We start from the raw sequence: 14,669 nt of genomic DNA, 5'->3' as shown, positions 1-14,669 counted from the left end.
GCTTGTCTTTGTATGCCAATACTCTCTTTCGAAAATCTAAGCTGTAACCCATCTCATTTTATGCCTTGTCATCTTAGGTTTAGATATTATGTCATATTAATATGATTTAGCTATACCACTGACGAAACGTAGCATTTGGTCGATACGCCCGCAGATTTTCCGGGCAATTTGTTGGTACACGGTCTGCCAGCCCTGTTCTGCAATCAACTCAATGGCCGCTTCGGTGGTATCACATTGATCCACGGCTTGAATCAGTTCTAAAGGTGCGCCTAACAAGGCCAGATTGGCAATCAGCGTTTCCATGCGGCCATCAGCAATATGGCTGTGGGTATGAAAAATACCAGCGGCGATTTTCACCAACTTGCCGACATGCCCTACCAGAACTATATGGCGGAATTCCAGACGCACAGCCTCTTGCAACATGTAACCGACAAAATTACTCATCGTGACAACATAATTCGCATCAATACCCAACTGCTGGCTGACAAAACGTTCACCGTGATTTCCCGGCACAAAAATAATGCGATCTAACCCACTGGCACGTTTGGCTTCTAATTCCAGTGCCAGAGAACGTTTCCAGCTCTCTTCCGACATCGGCGTCACAATGCCAGTCGTACCAATAATCGAAATACCGCCCTTAATCCCCAATCTGTCGTTATAGGTTTGCTTCGCCCGTTCCTTACCTTCAGGAGCAAAAATGACGATATCTGCCCCACGGTGCAAACCGATTACCTCCCGTACTGCTTCTTCAATGGTATGCCGTGGAGTTTTATTAATGGCTGCCCAGCCAATCGGCAAACCAACCCCCACTCGCGTTACCCTGCCAATGCCTTCACCGCCATCCAGTGTGATCACTTTGCTGTTATTCAAGGAGACACGGGCAAAAATCAACATACCGTGGGTTGCATCCACATCATCGCCACCATCTTTGCGGATAGCCGCAATCGCCTGTTGTCCTTCAATCAAAGGTTGCTCGACATTCAAGACCAAGGTGACACCAGAAGGCGTGACAATCGAAATCTGATGAATAATCTGCTGACGCAAGATCATCAATGCGGCGACCTTGGCCGCGGCCGTAGCACAAGACCCCGTGGTGTAGCCCTTGCGATACTGCTTTCCCCGATGCCAAACCGTTCCGAGGCCATTGGCCTGCGTATCACTGATTTCATTCATGCCTGACCTCCGGCATCCGGTACAGAATGGCGTTGATAATGGCGGCGGCAATATTGCTTCCGCCCTTACGCCCTTTTGCTGCAATGCAACTTAATCCGCTATTGATCAGGACATTCTTTGATTCCTCTGCGCCAACAAATCCAACAGGCACACCAACGACTGCAATGGGTGCAACTTGATGTTCCATCAAACGAAACAGCGCAGTCGGGGCATTGCCAAAGACAAAAATCTTCTCCCCTGGTTCTTGCAGAGCCAGATCGACTGCCGCCATTGAACGTGTAATTTGCTGAGCTTTTGCCATTTGAATGGCGCGGGGATCGCTGACATAACAACGGCATTCGCTGCCATACTGAGCCAGACGCGTTTTATTGATACCAGATAGCGCCATCGTCGTATCGGTATATAACGTACAGCCACGCAAGATACCGTCGCGAATGAGGTGCAAAACATCGGGGGAAAAATAGAAAATATCAAGCCAGTCAAAATCGGCGGTGGTATGGATCACCCGTTTGATCACCGCTTCTTGATCTGCGTCCATAAAACGATAATCAGGCCGCGATTCGAAAATAAGCTGACTGATAATTTCAAAGCTATTTCTTTCTATCTGTTGGGGTTGTCGGATGTAATCGCTCATACTGTTTCCTCCTTACACCATCACACTGACCAGGCTATGCAACAACGCAAACAGCAGGAGCGCCATCACTGATGCCACCCTCATCATCTGAACAGACTGTGGGATATCGACAGGCGTAACTTCGCGCCTTGCATCACCAATCCACGGCTTTTCGACAAGCTGATTAAAGTAAACATTCGGCCCACCAAGACGGATGCCCAATGCCCCTGCTACGGTTGCTTCCGGCCAGCCACTATTGGGGCTACTGTGTTGATAGCGATCACGCCAGCCAATGCGCAGCGCCTGCCGAAAATCCAATCCCTGCCATTTCGCAGCCATTGCCAGCAGAAGCCAGCCCAAACGGGCAGGCAACCAATTCGCCACATCATCCATACGTGCCGAAAACATCCCCAATGCCCGATAACGAGGCGTTTTATAACCCACCATTGAATCGAGGGTATTGATTGCTTTATAAGTCATGGCAAGCGGAACACCGCCAAGCATTAAGAAGAACAATGGGGCAATCACCCCATCCACGCTGTTTTCTGCCACGGTTTCAATCGCAGCACGGCTGATTTGTGGCGATTGCAATTGGCAAGTGTCCCGACCGACAATATTGGCAAGCTGCTTACGGCTGGCGTCCAAATCCCCCTGACACAATGCCTGATAAACGGCATTTGCCGCATCGCCCAAGCCACGTCCTGCCAACACGGTATAAATCAGCCAAACTTCAACCAAACATCCCAGCCAGAACGTCACGCCATAGGTCAATTGCAAAACCCAATAGCTCGCCAGCCAAACACTCCCTACTACCACCAGCCATAACAGTACACCGCCCCATTTCAAGTCGGTTTCGGTTTGGCAAATCCGGCGAATAAGCTGCTCAGTCTGGTGAGTAAGTTGCCCTATCCAGCGCACGGGGTGCGGCCAATGAGGGGGATCACCCAATTTCATATCCAGAATAAAAGCCGCAAACCACAATAAGACGGTCATAACAGCCTCCGTGCCATCATCAGCCAGCGATGGAGAAAATTGGGACGTTGGGCAAAATGAATATGCAGATAGCCCGCCAGAGTATTGCCATTCTGGTAGCCTCCCAGCCAGCTTTTCTGCACTGTTTTTAATGTTCCTTTTGGATCACACCATTTAACACACTGAAAAACAGGAGATTGAGTCGAAATAAAATCCGAGTAATGGAATTCATGCCCGCGCAGCGTTTCTCCTTTCGCCACTAACGGCGTATCACACATTGCCGTGGCTTCGCAGTAGCCAAAGCGTTTTAGGTGATCACCCATCTGGCTTTCACCGGCAATCAATCCCACCATGCCATGCCGTACACCATCTGCATCAGTCAGGGCATCGCCGAGATACATCAAGCCGCCGCATTCCGCATAAATAGGGATACCTTTTTGCTGCGCCTGACGTAATGCCGTATGCATAGCGTGGTTGGACGATAAGGCTTGGGCATAAATCTCAGGGTATCCCCCGCCCAAATAGATCATCTGGCATTCAGGTAACCGATGATCATGCAGGGGGCTAAACCGTTTGATAGTCACACCGGCTTTTTCCAACAACAATAGGTTATCAGGATAGTAAAAATGGAATGCCTCATCTTCTGCCAGAGCCAGCGTCAAGCCTTGCCCCGTCGCGGGCTCAATAAGGGAATCGATATTTTCTTTTGGCAAGGAAGATAGCTGGGTTAATACCAGCAATTTATCCAAATCCACCGAATCTTCGATCTGCTGAGCCAGACGAGTCCAGCATTCTTCGCGTTGACTGATTTGTTCTTGAGCAGGGATTAAACCAAGGTGTCGGGAAGGAAGGATAACCTCTGGCATCACCGGAAGCCGCCCCAAAACAGGAATACCACAATAACTTTCAATCGCCTGTTTTAATAACTGAAAATGGCTATCCCGATTGACGCGATTGATCAGCACACCCACAATGTTGACTGCTGGATCAAATTGCTGAAATCCCATCACTGTAGCGGCAATTGAGGTGGAAACTGCCTTCCCATCCACTAATAAAACCACTGGACAGCCAAGTTGCTTTGCCATTGCCGCACTACTGCAATAATTGGGATCAGTACCATAGCCATCATATAACCCCATAACCCCTTCAATTACAGCAATATCTTGCTCAGCCATAACCTGGTTAAACAAACCATTCAGGATGAGTTCGGGTAGCATAAAGGCATCAAGATTACGTGAAGCGACTCCCGTCACAGCTAGATGCCAGCTACCATCCAGATAATCAGGCCCGATTTTGAATGGCTGTACCCGCAGTGAACGGTTCATCAAGGCTCGCATGATGCCCAGCGCAATTGTTGTTTTACCACTTCCACTACTTGTACCTGCAATGACAAAAGCATGTTTCTGTTGCATATGCTTACCCCAAAACATGTAAATTCTGTATTGGTGTTAAAATCGGTATTAGTTTTAAATCTTCAACTCATATTCTCATTTATTGATATTTATCAAACAAACGTCTTTTAGTTCATTTTCGACAAAATAATTAATATCCCATGAATAATTCAAATATCTACAACCCCTTTATCTCGTAACAAATAAGCAACTTAATAAAAAGCATTATCACAATATTAATTTCGTACTAAAATAAAATAGAGAAATAAGTTTATTTTCAAAATACACATTTTTCATTTTTATAAAAACACCCTTTATTGTTTTTGTGATCTTGTTCATGATTATTGTTTTTTTAAACACTTTTTTTATTTAAAGCAAAATAAAAACTAATACACAACCACAAATTCATTAATTAATGATTCATCACAACACATTGAATTAATTAAAAATAATAAAATATAAGTCATTGGTGTGATGCAAAAACCTTCATATATAAAAAATATTTTCAACAGATAACAAAATTCAATTTAAAAATAATTAATGCTTAAGAATACGAATATTGATATAAATCAACTTTACTTACCCCACATTAAAGTAATAATTATAAAAATTGGGGTAGACATAATTCCACTCATAAAAACAAGAAAAAAATCATCCATAAAGCAATAAATAAAAAGTATAAGGCAGAATAAACCGTCGTTTATAAAAATAAAAAGCAGAGCCTCACCATCCTGATGAAAATATATTTTTCTTTTGATGCTTTATATTTTAATTCCATAGAGGTAATCCAATGAATAAAGGCAATGTATGGTTAGTGGGAGCCGGCCCTGGTGATGCAGGCTTAATCACGGTCAAAGGGCTACACTGTATCCGAACTGCGGATGTCATTGTCCATGACCGTCTCGTCAATCCTGAACTTATTGCTCAAGTACCAGACCATTGTGAAATTATTAACGTTGGGAAAGAACATGATTACCACCCCATACCACAGGAAGAGATCAATCAAATTCTAGTAAGGCATGCACAGGCGGGGAAACAGGTTGTTCGTCTAAAAGGCGGTGATCCTTATGTCTTCGGCCGTGGAGGGGAAGAAGCGGAAGTGCTGGCACAACATGACATCAAATTTGAAATCATTCCGGGGATCAGTTCCGCAATTGGAGGATTGGCCTGTGCCGGCATTCCTGTCACCCACCGCAATTATGCATCGAGTTTCCATGTTGTGACCGGACATACTTCTCAAGGCAACGAACAACAGAACTGGGAAATACTCGCCCAATTAGAAGGAACATTGGTTATTCTAATGGGAATGACCCGCCTAATGGAGATCTGCCAACAGTTGATGCTATATGGTAAATCCCCCACAACACCCGCTGCGGTGATCATGTATGCCAGCCATCCCAAACAAGAAAGCGTTATAGGCACACTCGCAACCCTGGCAGCAAAAGCAGAAGAGAAAGATCTACATGCACCCGCACTGATTGTGGTTGGTAATGTCGTCAATTTAGGGGCAATGCTCTCCTTCCCTCCTACTCACGGAGCAATACCATGAGTGAACATGGCGGTAATATCATTGGCATTGCCCAACAATATGGTCTTCCAGCTAACGAGCTGGTTGATTTCAGTGCCAATATCAATCCACTAGGTGCTCCAGAACGGGTTAAGGCATTGATTAAAGATAGTCTTGTTGATATCGAAAAGTACCCAGATGTGGAATATCGCCACTTGCATCAGGCAATCGCAAAGACTCATCAATGCGATTACAATTCGGTAATAGCAGGCAATGGTGCAACAGAACTGATTTATGCCGTCACCCGTTATCTCAATCCTAAGCGAGCCTTGCTTCTTATCCCAGGATTTGCTGAATATCGACGAGCCTTGCAGCAAATTGGAACAGAAATTATCGATTATCCATTAACAGAGGAAGCCGGATTTCAACCTGATTTACGCCTGCTGGATACACTTTCCACCATTCAACCCGATTGCGTTTTTATCGCCACGCCCAATAATCCCACCGGATTAATGCCAGAAACCCAATTTATGCAATCACTGGTGGAATATTGTGAGCAACAAAGGATCTCGCTGATTGTCGATGAATCCTTTATTGATTTTCTCCCTGATAACCGAGGACTGATTCCGCAACTTACTGTCACTAAGCACCTTTATATATTGCGTTCAATGACCAAATTTTTTGCCATTCCTGGATTACGTTTAGGCTATTTAGTCAGCGGAAATATAACAGGAATTGCAGAGATGAAAGACCGACGTGAACCGTGGTCAATTAATGCCTTTGCTGCGCGAGTTGGTGAGATTTTATTTGATGAACATGACTATATTGCTGCAACACATCAATGGCTAACATCGCAGCAACACTATCTATGGACTCAGCTTTCAACTTTCCCTGAGCTGATTATCTGGCCGCCATCGGCTAATTTCCTGTTCTTCCGTTGTCATCAACCCAATGTTGATTTATGGCACGCTTTGCTTAAACATCAGTTATTAATTCGCCATTGTAAAAATTATGCAGGGTTAGACGAACGTTACTATCGCATAGCTGTACGCAGTGAGTGGGAAAATCAGCGCCTGATCGCAGCCATGCAGCAGGTTTTTGCCTATGGCTGAAGCCTCTTGTCCCGCTTCCTGTGGAGAACTGCTACAAGGATGTCTGTTTGGGGGAGAAAAGTTAATCTCCTGCCCAATCAATTGGTTCAGTTGTGTTTCCGTTAGTGAAGGTATTCCCATACCCCATGAACGACCACGTATGCGCCAAATGGTAAATTTACTGCTGGATTACTGGCAGGAGCCGCCAGAATTAACTTTTGGTTTGCGTATTGAATATCAATCGACAATTCCAATCGCCAAAGGCATGGCCAGCAGCACAGCAGATATTGCCGCTACAGCACAAGCCACCGCCAGATTATTGGGCAAGTCACTGAAAAGCACAGAGCTAGCGCAACTCTGTGTCAAACTGGAGCCAACAGACAGTACAATATTCAAGCAATTAACCTTATTTGATCATCTCACCGCCCAAACGCAAATCCCCTTTGACTGGCAACCGAATATCGATATTTTGCTGTTGGAAAGTCCACAAGCCATTTTGACAGAAGAATATCACCAACAAGATCATCACGCACAATGGCGGGATAAAGCCTGTTTATTCCAGCAAGCATGGCGGCAATTCCGTACAGCGAACCAACGGCACGACAACTACCGCCTTGGGGAAGCTTGCACATTAAGCGCCATCGCCAGCCAATCGATACTATCGAAACCCTGTTTTGATCAACTGAGAGATTTAGTCGAACAGACAGGCATTTATGGCCTGAATGTTGCTCATAGCGGCAGTATCATTGGCCTGTTATTCAATTCACATCACCATGACGTAAATTACCTGCGCTGGTGGCTACATCAAAAAAAGATTTCTGAGCACTATCCGAAAATTCACCAAGTCAAACTCATTGCGGGTGGTGTTCGCTGAAATCTATACATATCTTCACATTTTCCTTATTATAAAGAATATAATTTAAACAATGAATTAAACCCTATGGAAAATACAACTCTGACACCCGCTACAATCGACACCTTTATGTCACTCGACATTCGCGTTGGCAAAATCATCAAAGCAGAAAAAAATGAAAAAGCCATCAAACCCGCCTATAAACTTTATATCGATTTTGGTAGTGATATCGGTGAAAAACAGAGCTCAGCCCAGATATGCCAAAACTACACGGCAGAACAATTAATCGGTAAACAAATACTGGCTGTAGTGAATTTTCCCTCAAGGCGTGTGGCAGGATTTAAATCGGAAGTTTTGGTTTTGGCTGCGGTTTGTGACGAACAAGGAACCGTCCTTATCCAGCCAGAAAGAAACGTGGAATTAGGCACCCGTATGCTGTAATTTTTAAGTCGTAAAATAGTAGGAATACCATGAGAACACAAAAAAGATGTATGGGTTACGTTGCTATCGTTGTAGATGATTACGATAAAGCTATCGACTATTACACCAATAAATTAGGGTTTACGTTAGTAGAAGATACGCCGCAACCAGGAAAAAGATGGGTTGTTGTTACCCCAAACCCTGAAAGTGATTGCAGCTTACTGCTGGCAAGAGCATCTAACGAAAGGCAAGAAACGTTTATTGGTAACCAATGTGGTGGGCGGGTATTCTTGTTCCTGCAAACTGATGACTTTTGGCGCGATTATCACAAAATGAAAGAAAATGGCGTCCATTTCTGTGAGGAACCGCGTCAGGAAGAATATGGTATGGTAGTCGTTTTTGAAGATATTTATGGGAACCGTTGGGATTTATATCAGAATGCGGCTGCTTAGAGAATATTTATAAATATTGCTATTAGCCCAATGATATTGGGCTATATTTAATTATGTGTATATTTATAAAAACAAACATTGATTATTAATAACAACACCATTTATTATTTTCACCATCAGAATTAACATCTCTCAATAAACATTAACTACATCCCCTTGCCTAATAATATGATTTCAATCAGTGATATAATTTTTAAATTGAGTTGCTATTTTTTATATTTTATATGACCTTGCCAATATGTTTAGAATACTAGCAGAAATAATTTATTGTTCTAACATACCCATTAACAAAATAGATTCTAACCATAAGGAGAAACTCCGTCATTATAAACAATTCTATAATGATATCACCCATAATAAAAACACTGTCAAAAACAAAGAAACCATATGTTAAAAAACGCAATATATTTTAATCAACTTTTAAAATAGGATAACACCTTATGAATACAATCAATATAAATATAAGTAGCAGTACCGTTACAGTCATAAGTAATAATGACACTAACCCAGAACCATTAACTTATAATACAAATACACCAGCATCAGAACCTCTTACCGTCAGTCCTTATAGGGATATGACCATAGAGCCACACTCTTCTATTGAGGCGACAAGAACTGATACACCGATTATTCCCGAAAGACACCGTAATTACTATGTAGCCAATTCTGGCCCCGCATCATCAGTTAGAGCTGTTTTTTATTGGTCTCATTCTTTCACATCACAATGGTTCGAACATTCCTCTATCACAGTGAAAGCTGGGGAAGACGGCATATTACAAGCACCGAGCAACTCTTTATATTACAGCAAGGTTGTCATTTATAATGATACTGATCAGCGAGCCTTTGTTACCGGATATAATAAGTAACAAGATAAAAACCATCTATAACTCATAAAGTTTAATTTAATAATTATCTAGCTAAAGCACTATTTAACTAAGAAATTAAGGTAAAATAAAATCATGAATACCACACCGATTAATGTATCTGAAAATGAAACATTGCCTGTACTCTCTGATGTTATGCTTATTGTGCCTTATACAACATCTACCCCTGATTATGAATGGGATATGTCATCAATTATAAAGGATGCGATTATTGGTGGCATAGGGTTTATTCCAGCAGCAGGTCCAGCAATGTCCTTCCTGTTAGGACTATTTTGGCCTCAACAGAAAGATAATACCTGGGAGCAGATCCTCCAAAAAGTAGAACAGATGATAGAGAACGCCGTTCTGCAAACTATTAAAGGAATACTTAATGGAGATATACAAGAAATCAAAGGGAAAATGGAACATGTGCAATACATGCTGGAAACCTCGCCTGGTAGTCAGGAAAGTCATGACGCATATATGTTTCTGGCCAGATATCTGGTGAGTATAGATGAAAAATTCAAATCTTTTGATAATAAAACAAACTACCAGATCCTGCCGATGTACACCAATACGATTATGTTGCAGATCCCTTATTGGAAAATGGGGATCGAGAAGAAAGCGGATATTGGGCTGACAGATATTGAAGTCAATGAGTTAAAACAACTTATCGACAAATTAGTTGAAAAGGCTAAGAATTACATTCATACAATGTATACGAATGAATATAATAATGCTCTCAATACATCAACCGCATCGAATGTCACTAACAATTTACTCTCTGTAAGAGGATATTGTTTATTACACGGTTTAGAGTGTATCGAGTTAATTGAACATCTACAAAATAATAGCCTCGAAAGTGGTTTCTATCCTAAAACTATCAGTTATTCAACTGTGTTTGGTCGTCAGACTAACAAAATGAGAATTCAGGCTCTTACAGAAGACGATCAAATGCAAGAGCCCTTCAAGCCATCTTTAATCAACGGTAAATACAATAAAATACAATCCTTGCTTGGATATGTACAAAGAATTGGGAATGCCCCTAGAGTGGGTGGTATTAAAATCACCTTTGCCAACGGTTCATCCTATACACTCGGCACAGTAACATCAGAAACGAGTTCAATTGAACTCAATGATAGTGTTATCGAAAGGTTGGAAGTATGGGGCAATGGCGCTGTTGATGAAGCGTTATTTACGTTAAGTGATGGGCGTCAACTCAGAGTCGGTGAGCGCTACGCGACAAAATACAGAAAATATGCTGTTGATGGACACTATATTGCAGGACTGTACTTAGCCAGCGATGAACCTTCACTTGCCGGTCAAGCCGCAGGTATTGCCGTTTCATACCATATGTTAGATGATAAAAAATAATACCTGACTAGGGGCTGTTGATGTTTTAAGGTCATTATTCAATCAACCCACATCGGCAACCAGACAATGATGAATGCGAGTGCCACCATACTGGTATAACTCCGTTCAAGTTTATCGTATCTCGTTGCTATTGCTCGAAAATGCTTAATTCGAGCAATAGCATTCTCGACTAAATGGCGATAACGGTATAAGCACTTATCAATACCTTGGTCTGTTTTTCGACTATTTTTACGATGAGGGATCACTGGAGTCGCATCCCGTTGTTTAATAAACATCCTGAAACGCTGACTGTCATATCCTTTATCAGCAATCACTGCTTCGGAAGTGGGAGACTTGGAAATAAGGCTTTCTGCGTGAACACTGTCATGAACCTGACTCCCCGAAAGTTCAAAATGAACGGGCAAGCCTCCCGCTGTCTACCGCTAAATGGATCTTGGTTGAACGTCCACCACGACTTTTGCCTATCGCCTCGTCGTTATCTGAAGCAGCTCCCGCACTATGTTGATGAGCGCGAACGATAGTCCCATCAATGAACAACCACTCTGTATCTGCAATTTCAGATAACCATGTGAAAATAATCTGTAAAATACCTTTCTTTGACCAAGCATTGAAACGCGAAAAGACCGTATTCCATTTGCCGAATTCTGTGGGTAAATCGCGCCAGGGGATGCTCGTTCTCATCCGATAAATAATGCCTTCCAAGGTCAAACGGTGTTCAGGTTTATCATAAATCCAACCGGTGTGTTGCATGAATGCGGATAGCTTATTCCAGTAGAGATCTGTTAACATTGTTCTCGGCATGATGGTAAGGTCTGGTTGTTTTTTGGCGAAAGTAATTATATCAAATCATCATGCTGTCTAATAATCCCCCGAAAAACATCAACAACCCCTAATGTGATTAGTGGACTTTTATAGACTGTGAGATAATTATGTTTGCAGTTTGCGTAATGCTTCGAAACAAAGTTCGGGTTTACACTGAGGTTACACTATGTTGCAATCCCGCTCACGAAACAATTACCAGATATAAAGACAATTATTCTAATGATGGAAGCTGAGCAATTTTCACAAGTGGTACTTGAGTGGTATCACCGCTACGGCCGCAAAACCCTGCCGTGGCAGTTGGAAAAAACATCCTATCACGTCTGGCTTTCAGAGGTGATGCTGCAACAAACTCAAGTTGCGACGGTCATTCCTTATTTCCAAAAATTTATTTCACGTTTTCCCGATGTTACCTCTTTGGCTGCTGCCCCACTGGATGAGGTTCTCCACTTATGGACTGGCTTAGGATATTACGCCCGTGCCCGTAACTTACACAAAGCCGCACAACAGATTGTGACATTGCACAATGGTAAATTTCCAACGATCTTTGATGATGTTGTTGCCCTGCCCGGTGTAGGGCGTTCAACGGCCGGAGCCATTCTCTCACTGTCACAAGGCAAGCATTTCCCTATCCTTGATGGCAACGTGAAGCGGGTTTTGGCTCGCTGCTACGCTGTTGAGGGCTGGCCGGGGAAAAAAGAGGTTGAGAATCAGTTATGGGATATCAGCACGCGCGTAACTCCTAAGCAAGGTGTCGAATATTTTAATCAGGCGATGATGGACTTGGGCGCTATGGTTTGCACCCGCAGCAAACCAAAATGTGAGATTTGTCCACTCAACACAGGCTGTATCGCTTACGCCAATCATAGTTGGGCAAACTATCCGAGGAAAAAACCGAAACAAAGCATTCCTGAAAAAACAGCCTACTTTTTATTAATGCAACATGGCGATATGGTTTGGCTGGAGCAGCGCCCACTTTCTGGTATTTGGGGGGGATTGTTCGCTTTCCCGCAATTTACTGATCAAATATCACTGGAACAATGGCTAAAAAATTCAGGTATCTCACACAGCAAACTTGAACAACTGACAGCATTTCGCCACACATTCAGCCATTTTCATTTAGATATCGTTCCTATTAAAATCGATATTTTAACTTTTGATTCCTGCATGGATGAAAGTAAGGGACTTTGGTATAACTTACGTCAACCAGCAACTATTGGATTGGCAGCTCCTGTTGAGTACCTTTTGCAACAATTGGGCTAAGTTGCCCGCTATTTTGAGGATTAATTATGAGCAGAACTATTTTTTGCACTTTTTTACAACGAGAAGCGGAAGGCCAGGATTTTCAGCTCTATCCAGGAGAATTGGGCAAGCGTATTTTCAATGAGATTTCAAAAGAAGCATGGCAACAATGGATGGGTAAACAAACCATGCTGATTAATGAAAAAAAACTCAATACCATGAATCCAGAAGATCGCAAACTGCTTGAACAAGAGATGGTGAAATTTCTGTTTGAAGGACATGATATTAAAATCGACGGTTATACACCTCCGGAAAAATAATATTACGACGCTATTCGTATAGATTGGCATAATAAGAGCCATTTTGTATGGCTCTAAATGTTGATTGAAACTTCAATATCCAACAGCATTAATATCCAACGGCATTGTAAAATGAAAAGACTGCTGGCTCTGATCCTCCTTGTTCCACTTCTAATTTCCTGTTCTAGCAAAAAAGACGTTGAATATAACGAAGAATATATAAAAGACACCAATGGATTCGATATTTTGATGGGACAATTTGCCCACAATATTGAAAATATTTGGGGTTTGCAGGAAGTATTAATCGCAGGCCCAAAAGATTACGTTAAATATACAGATCAATATAAGACTCGCAGCCATATCAATTTTGAGACGGGAAACATTACGATTGAAACCATTTCCCCAATTGAACCCACTGAACATTTACGTAAAGCGATTGTTACGACTTTGCTGATGGGAGATGACCCTGGAACTATCGATCTTTATTCCGACGCCAACGATATCCAGATCAGCAAAGAACCATTTCTATATGGGCAGGTTCTGGATAATAACGGTGAACCCATTCGCTGGGAATGGCGTGCACGCCATTTTGCCAATTATCTGATCCAAAATAAATTACAAAAACGGCAATCGGGGTTACACGTCATTTGGTCAGTCACCATACAGTTGGTTCCTAACCATTTGGATAAACGCGCTCACAAATATCTTCCTATCGTTCGCAAAGCATCCATAAGATATGGCATTGATGAATCCCTAATCCTTGCCATCATGCAGACTGAATCCAGTTTTAACCCTTATGCTGTCAGTCGCTCTGATGCCTTAGGGCTTATGCAGGTAATACAACACACCGCCGGACGGGATGTTTTCAAGATGCAAGGAAAGTCAGGCCAGCCTAGCCGCAATTATCTCTTCGATCCTGAGAACAACATTGATGCTGGAACTGCCTATCTATCAATATTGCAAAACACATACTTAGGAGAAATCAAAAACGCAACTTCGCGTCGATATGCCGTTATCACCGCTTACAATGGCGGTGCAGGCAGTGTATTGCGCGTATTTTCCAATGATAAAAAGAAAGCGGTTCAAATCATCAACTCAATGGAACCTGGTGATGTTTATTCAACCCTGACCAATAAACACCCTTCTGCCGAATCACGTCGCTATTTGATGAAAGTGAACAATACACAAAAAAGCTATCGCAGATAGTTGATAACCAATTAGCAACGGATAGTAGGGAAATAACAAACGGAGAGGCAATTGCCTCTCCGTTTTGTTTATATTTATAACTTATTGCGTGAATTAAAAGCACATGAATAAATTTATGCAGAAAGTGTTTGACGGATTGGGCTGAATACGGTTTAATGCGCCCCGTTAGCCCGGATAGCTCAGTCGGTAGAGCAGGGGATTGAAAATCCCCGTGTCGGTGGTTCGATTCCGCCTCCGGGCACCAAGTTTCCATGCGGGTTTGTCCTAGGTTGTTAAATTTCCTGACAAAAGCGCGAAAAAGAATCAATCGTTAATTAAATGTTAAAGCCTAATCAGTTCAATTTGTACTGTTTAGTCGATAAGAACATTTAAGACAAGATGACAGGGTGGCTGT

General features: G+C 42.5%; 14 protein-coding genes, 1 tRNA gene and 1 pseudogene. 11 read left to right on the top strand and 5 right to left on the bottom strand.

The window, feature by feature from the left end; all coding sequences use genetic code 11:
- Positions 1–123: 123 nt before the first annotated feature.
- From cbiD to Xentx_RS15545, 4 genes and pseudogenes are all read right to left on the bottom strand, one after another.
- Positions 124–1,173: pseudogene (gene cbiD / locus Xentx_RS15560) on the bottom strand (cobalt-precorrin-5B (C(1))-methyltransferase CbiD); the annotation flags it as partial.
- Positions 1,166–1,807, bottom strand: coding sequence for a cobalt-precorrin-8 methylmutase (locus Xentx_RS15555; protein ID WP_074021309.1), 642 nt, complete (start codon positions 1,805–1,807; stop codon positions 1,166–1,168). The pseudogene cbiD and the gene Xentx_RS15555, both read right to left, overlap by 8 nt.
- Positions 1,808–1,819: 12 nt before the next feature.
- A complete protein-coding gene (gene cbiB, locus Xentx_RS15550) occupies positions 1,820–2,779 on the bottom strand; it encodes an adenosylcobinamide-phosphate synthase CbiB (RefSeq protein ID WP_074021307.1) in 960 nt (319 codons plus the stop codon).
- The gene (locus tag Xentx_RS15545; protein ID WP_074021306.1) at positions 2,776–4,170 is read right to left on the bottom strand and encodes a cobyrinic acid a,c-diamide synthase CobB; all 1,395 of its coding nucleotides are present in this window, start codon (positions 4,168–4,170) and stop codon (positions 2,776–2,778) included. Before Xentx_RS15545 ends, cbiB begins: the two co-directional genes overlap by 4 nt.
- A 769-nt stretch (positions 4,171–4,939) precedes the next feature.
- On the opposite strand from Xentx_RS15545, the gene cobA reads away from it, so the two are divergent.
- The 7 genes from cobA (at position 4,940) to Xentx_RS15510 (ending at position 10,709) form a co-directional block, all read left to right on the top strand.
- Positions 4,940–5,698, top strand: coding sequence for a uroporphyrinogen-III C-methyltransferase (cobA, locus tag Xentx_RS15540; RefSeq protein ID WP_074021304.1), 759 nt, complete (start codon positions 4,940–4,942; stop codon positions 5,696–5,698).
- Complete coding sequence (cobD, locus tag Xentx_RS15535) at positions 5,695–6,768, top strand: threonine-phosphate decarboxylase CobD (RefSeq protein ID WP_074021303.1); 1,074 nt, start codon at positions 5,695–5,697, stop codon at positions 6,766–6,768. The genes cobA and cobD overlap by 4 nt, the downstream gene beginning before the upstream one ends.
- Positions 6,761–7,621, top strand: coding sequence for a GHMP family kinase ATP-binding protein (locus Xentx_RS15530; protein WP_074021301.1), 861 nt, complete (start codon positions 6,761–6,763; stop codon positions 7,619–7,621). Before cobD ends, Xentx_RS15530 begins: the two co-directional genes overlap by 8 nt.
- Before the next feature lie 66 nt (positions 7,622–7,687).
- Positions 7,688–8,041 (top strand): tRNA-binding protein, encoded by a 354-nt coding sequence (locus Xentx_RS15525; RefSeq protein ID WP_074021299.1) that lies wholly within the window; start codon positions 7,688–7,690, stop codon positions 8,039–8,041.
- A gap of 29 nt (positions 8,042–8,070) precedes the next feature.
- Positions 8,071–8,472 carry a VOC family protein gene (locus Xentx_RS15520; RefSeq protein ID WP_074021298.1) on the top strand — a complete coding sequence of 134 codons (402 nt, stop codon included), beginning with the start codon at positions 8,071–8,073 and terminating at the stop codon, positions 8,470–8,472.
- A 440-nt stretch (positions 8,473–8,912) separates the two neighbouring features.
- Positions 8,913–9,338, top strand: coding sequence for a JHE-like toxin PirA (locus tag Xentx_RS15515; protein ID WP_074021296.1), 426 nt, complete (start codon positions 8,913–8,915; stop codon positions 9,336–9,338).
- Between the two features lie 93 nt (positions 9,339–9,431).
- Positions 9,432–10,709: an insecticidal delta-endotoxin Cry8Ea1 family protein gene (locus Xentx_RS15510; RefSeq protein ID WP_074021294.1), complete on the top strand. Its 1,278-nt coding sequence runs from the start codon at positions 9,432–9,434 to the stop codon at positions 10,707–10,709.
- A 38-nt stretch (positions 10,710–10,747) separates the two neighbouring features.
- On the opposite strand, the gene Xentx_RS15505 is transcribed toward Xentx_RS15510, so the two are convergent.
- Positions 10,748–11,510, bottom strand: a protein-coding gene (locus Xentx_RS15505; protein ID WP_139292510.1) for an IS5 family transposase whose coding sequence is annotated in 2 segments (ribosomal slippage) — positions 10,748–11,119 and positions 11,121–11,510 — 762 coding nt in all. Because the reading frame shifts where the segments join, the coding sequence is not laid out codon by codon here.
- Between the two features lie 240 nt (positions 11,511–11,750).
- Here Xentx_RS15505 and mutY point away from each other — a divergent pair.
- The 4 genes from mutY (at position 11,751) to Xentx_RS15485 (ending at position 14,519) form a co-directional block, all read left to right on the top strand.
- Positions 11,751–12,791 carry an A/G-specific adenine glycosylase gene (gene mutY, locus Xentx_RS15500; protein ID WP_074021293.1) on the top strand — a complete coding sequence of 347 codons (1,041 nt, stop codon included), beginning with the start codon at positions 11,751–11,753 and terminating at the stop codon, positions 12,789–12,791.
- A 26-nt stretch (positions 12,792–12,817) separates the two neighbouring features.
- Positions 12,818–13,090 carry an oxidative damage protection protein gene (locus tag Xentx_RS15495; RefSeq protein ID WP_074021291.1) on the top strand — a complete coding sequence of 91 codons (273 nt, stop codon included), beginning with the start codon at positions 12,818–12,820 and terminating at the stop codon, positions 13,088–13,090.
- A 111-nt stretch (positions 13,091–13,201) separates the two neighbouring features.
- Positions 13,202–14,275, top strand: a complete 1,074-nt coding sequence (mltC, locus tag Xentx_RS15490; RefSeq protein WP_074021359.1) for a membrane-bound lytic murein transglycosylase MltC — start codon at positions 13,202–13,204, stop codon at positions 14,273–14,275.
- 168 nt (positions 14,276–14,443) lie between these two features.
- Positions 14,444–14,519 (top strand) — tRNA-Phe (locus Xentx_RS15485).
- Positions 14,520–14,669: the final 150 nt, after the last annotated feature.

It is taken from the genome of Xenorhabdus thuongxuanensis, assembly GCF_001908095.1.
GTDB lineage: Bacteria > Pseudomonadota > Gammaproteobacteria > Enterobacterales > Enterobacteriaceae > Xenorhabdus > Xenorhabdus thuongxuanensis.
Note: the sequence above shows the minus strand (reverse complement) of the source record. Positions and strands in the feature narration are given on the sequence as shown.

What these genes read in the sequence shown, in the direction of transcription:
- Xentx_RS15555 (WP_074021309.1), bottom strand. Translation starts at nt 1,807, where the DNA reads ATGAGCGATTACATCCGACAACCCCAACAGATAGAAAGAAATAGCTTT.
- cbiB (WP_074021307.1), bottom strand. Translation starts at nt 2,779, where the DNA reads ATGACCGTCTTATTGTGGTTTGCGGCTTTTATTCTGGATATGAAATTG.
- Xentx_RS15545 (WP_074021306.1), bottom strand. Translation starts at nt 4,170, where the DNA reads ATGCAACAGAAACATGCTTTTGTCATTGCAGGTACAAGTAGTGGAAGT.
- cobA (WP_074021304.1), top strand. Translation starts at nt 4,940, where the DNA reads ATGAATAAAGGCAATGTATGGTTAGTGGGAGCCGGCCCTGGTGATGCA.
- cobD (WP_074021303.1), top strand. Translation starts at nt 5,695, where the DNA reads ATGAGTGAACATGGCGGTAATATCATTGGCATTGCCCAACAATATGGT.
- Xentx_RS15530 (WP_074021301.1), top strand. Translation starts at nt 6,761, where the DNA reads ATGGCTGAAGCCTCTTGTCCCGCTTCCTGTGGAGAACTGCTACAAGGA.
- Xentx_RS15525 (WP_074021299.1), top strand. Translation starts at nt 7,688, where the DNA reads ATGGAAAATACAACTCTGACACCCGCTACAATCGACACCTTTATGTCA.
- Xentx_RS15520 (WP_074021298.1), top strand. Translation starts at nt 8,071, where the DNA reads ATGAGAACACAAAAAAGATGTATGGGTTACGTTGCTATCGTTGTAGAT.
- Xentx_RS15515 (WP_074021296.1), top strand. Translation starts at nt 8,913, where the DNA reads ATGAATACAATCAATATAAATATAAGTAGCAGTACCGTTACAGTCATA.
- Xentx_RS15510 (WP_074021294.1), top strand. Translation starts at nt 9,432, where the DNA reads ATGAATACCACACCGATTAATGTATCTGAAAATGAAACATTGCCTGTA.
- mutY (WP_074021293.1), top strand. Translation starts at nt 11,751, where the DNA reads ATGATGGAAGCTGAGCAATTTTCACAAGTGGTACTTGAGTGGTATCAC.
- Xentx_RS15495 (WP_074021291.1), top strand. Translation starts at nt 12,818, where the DNA reads ATGAGCAGAACTATTTTTTGCACTTTTTTACAACGAGAAGCGGAAGGC.
- mltC (WP_074021359.1), top strand. Translation starts at nt 13,202, where the DNA reads ATGAAAAGACTGCTGGCTCTGATCCTCCTTGTTCCACTTCTAATTTCC.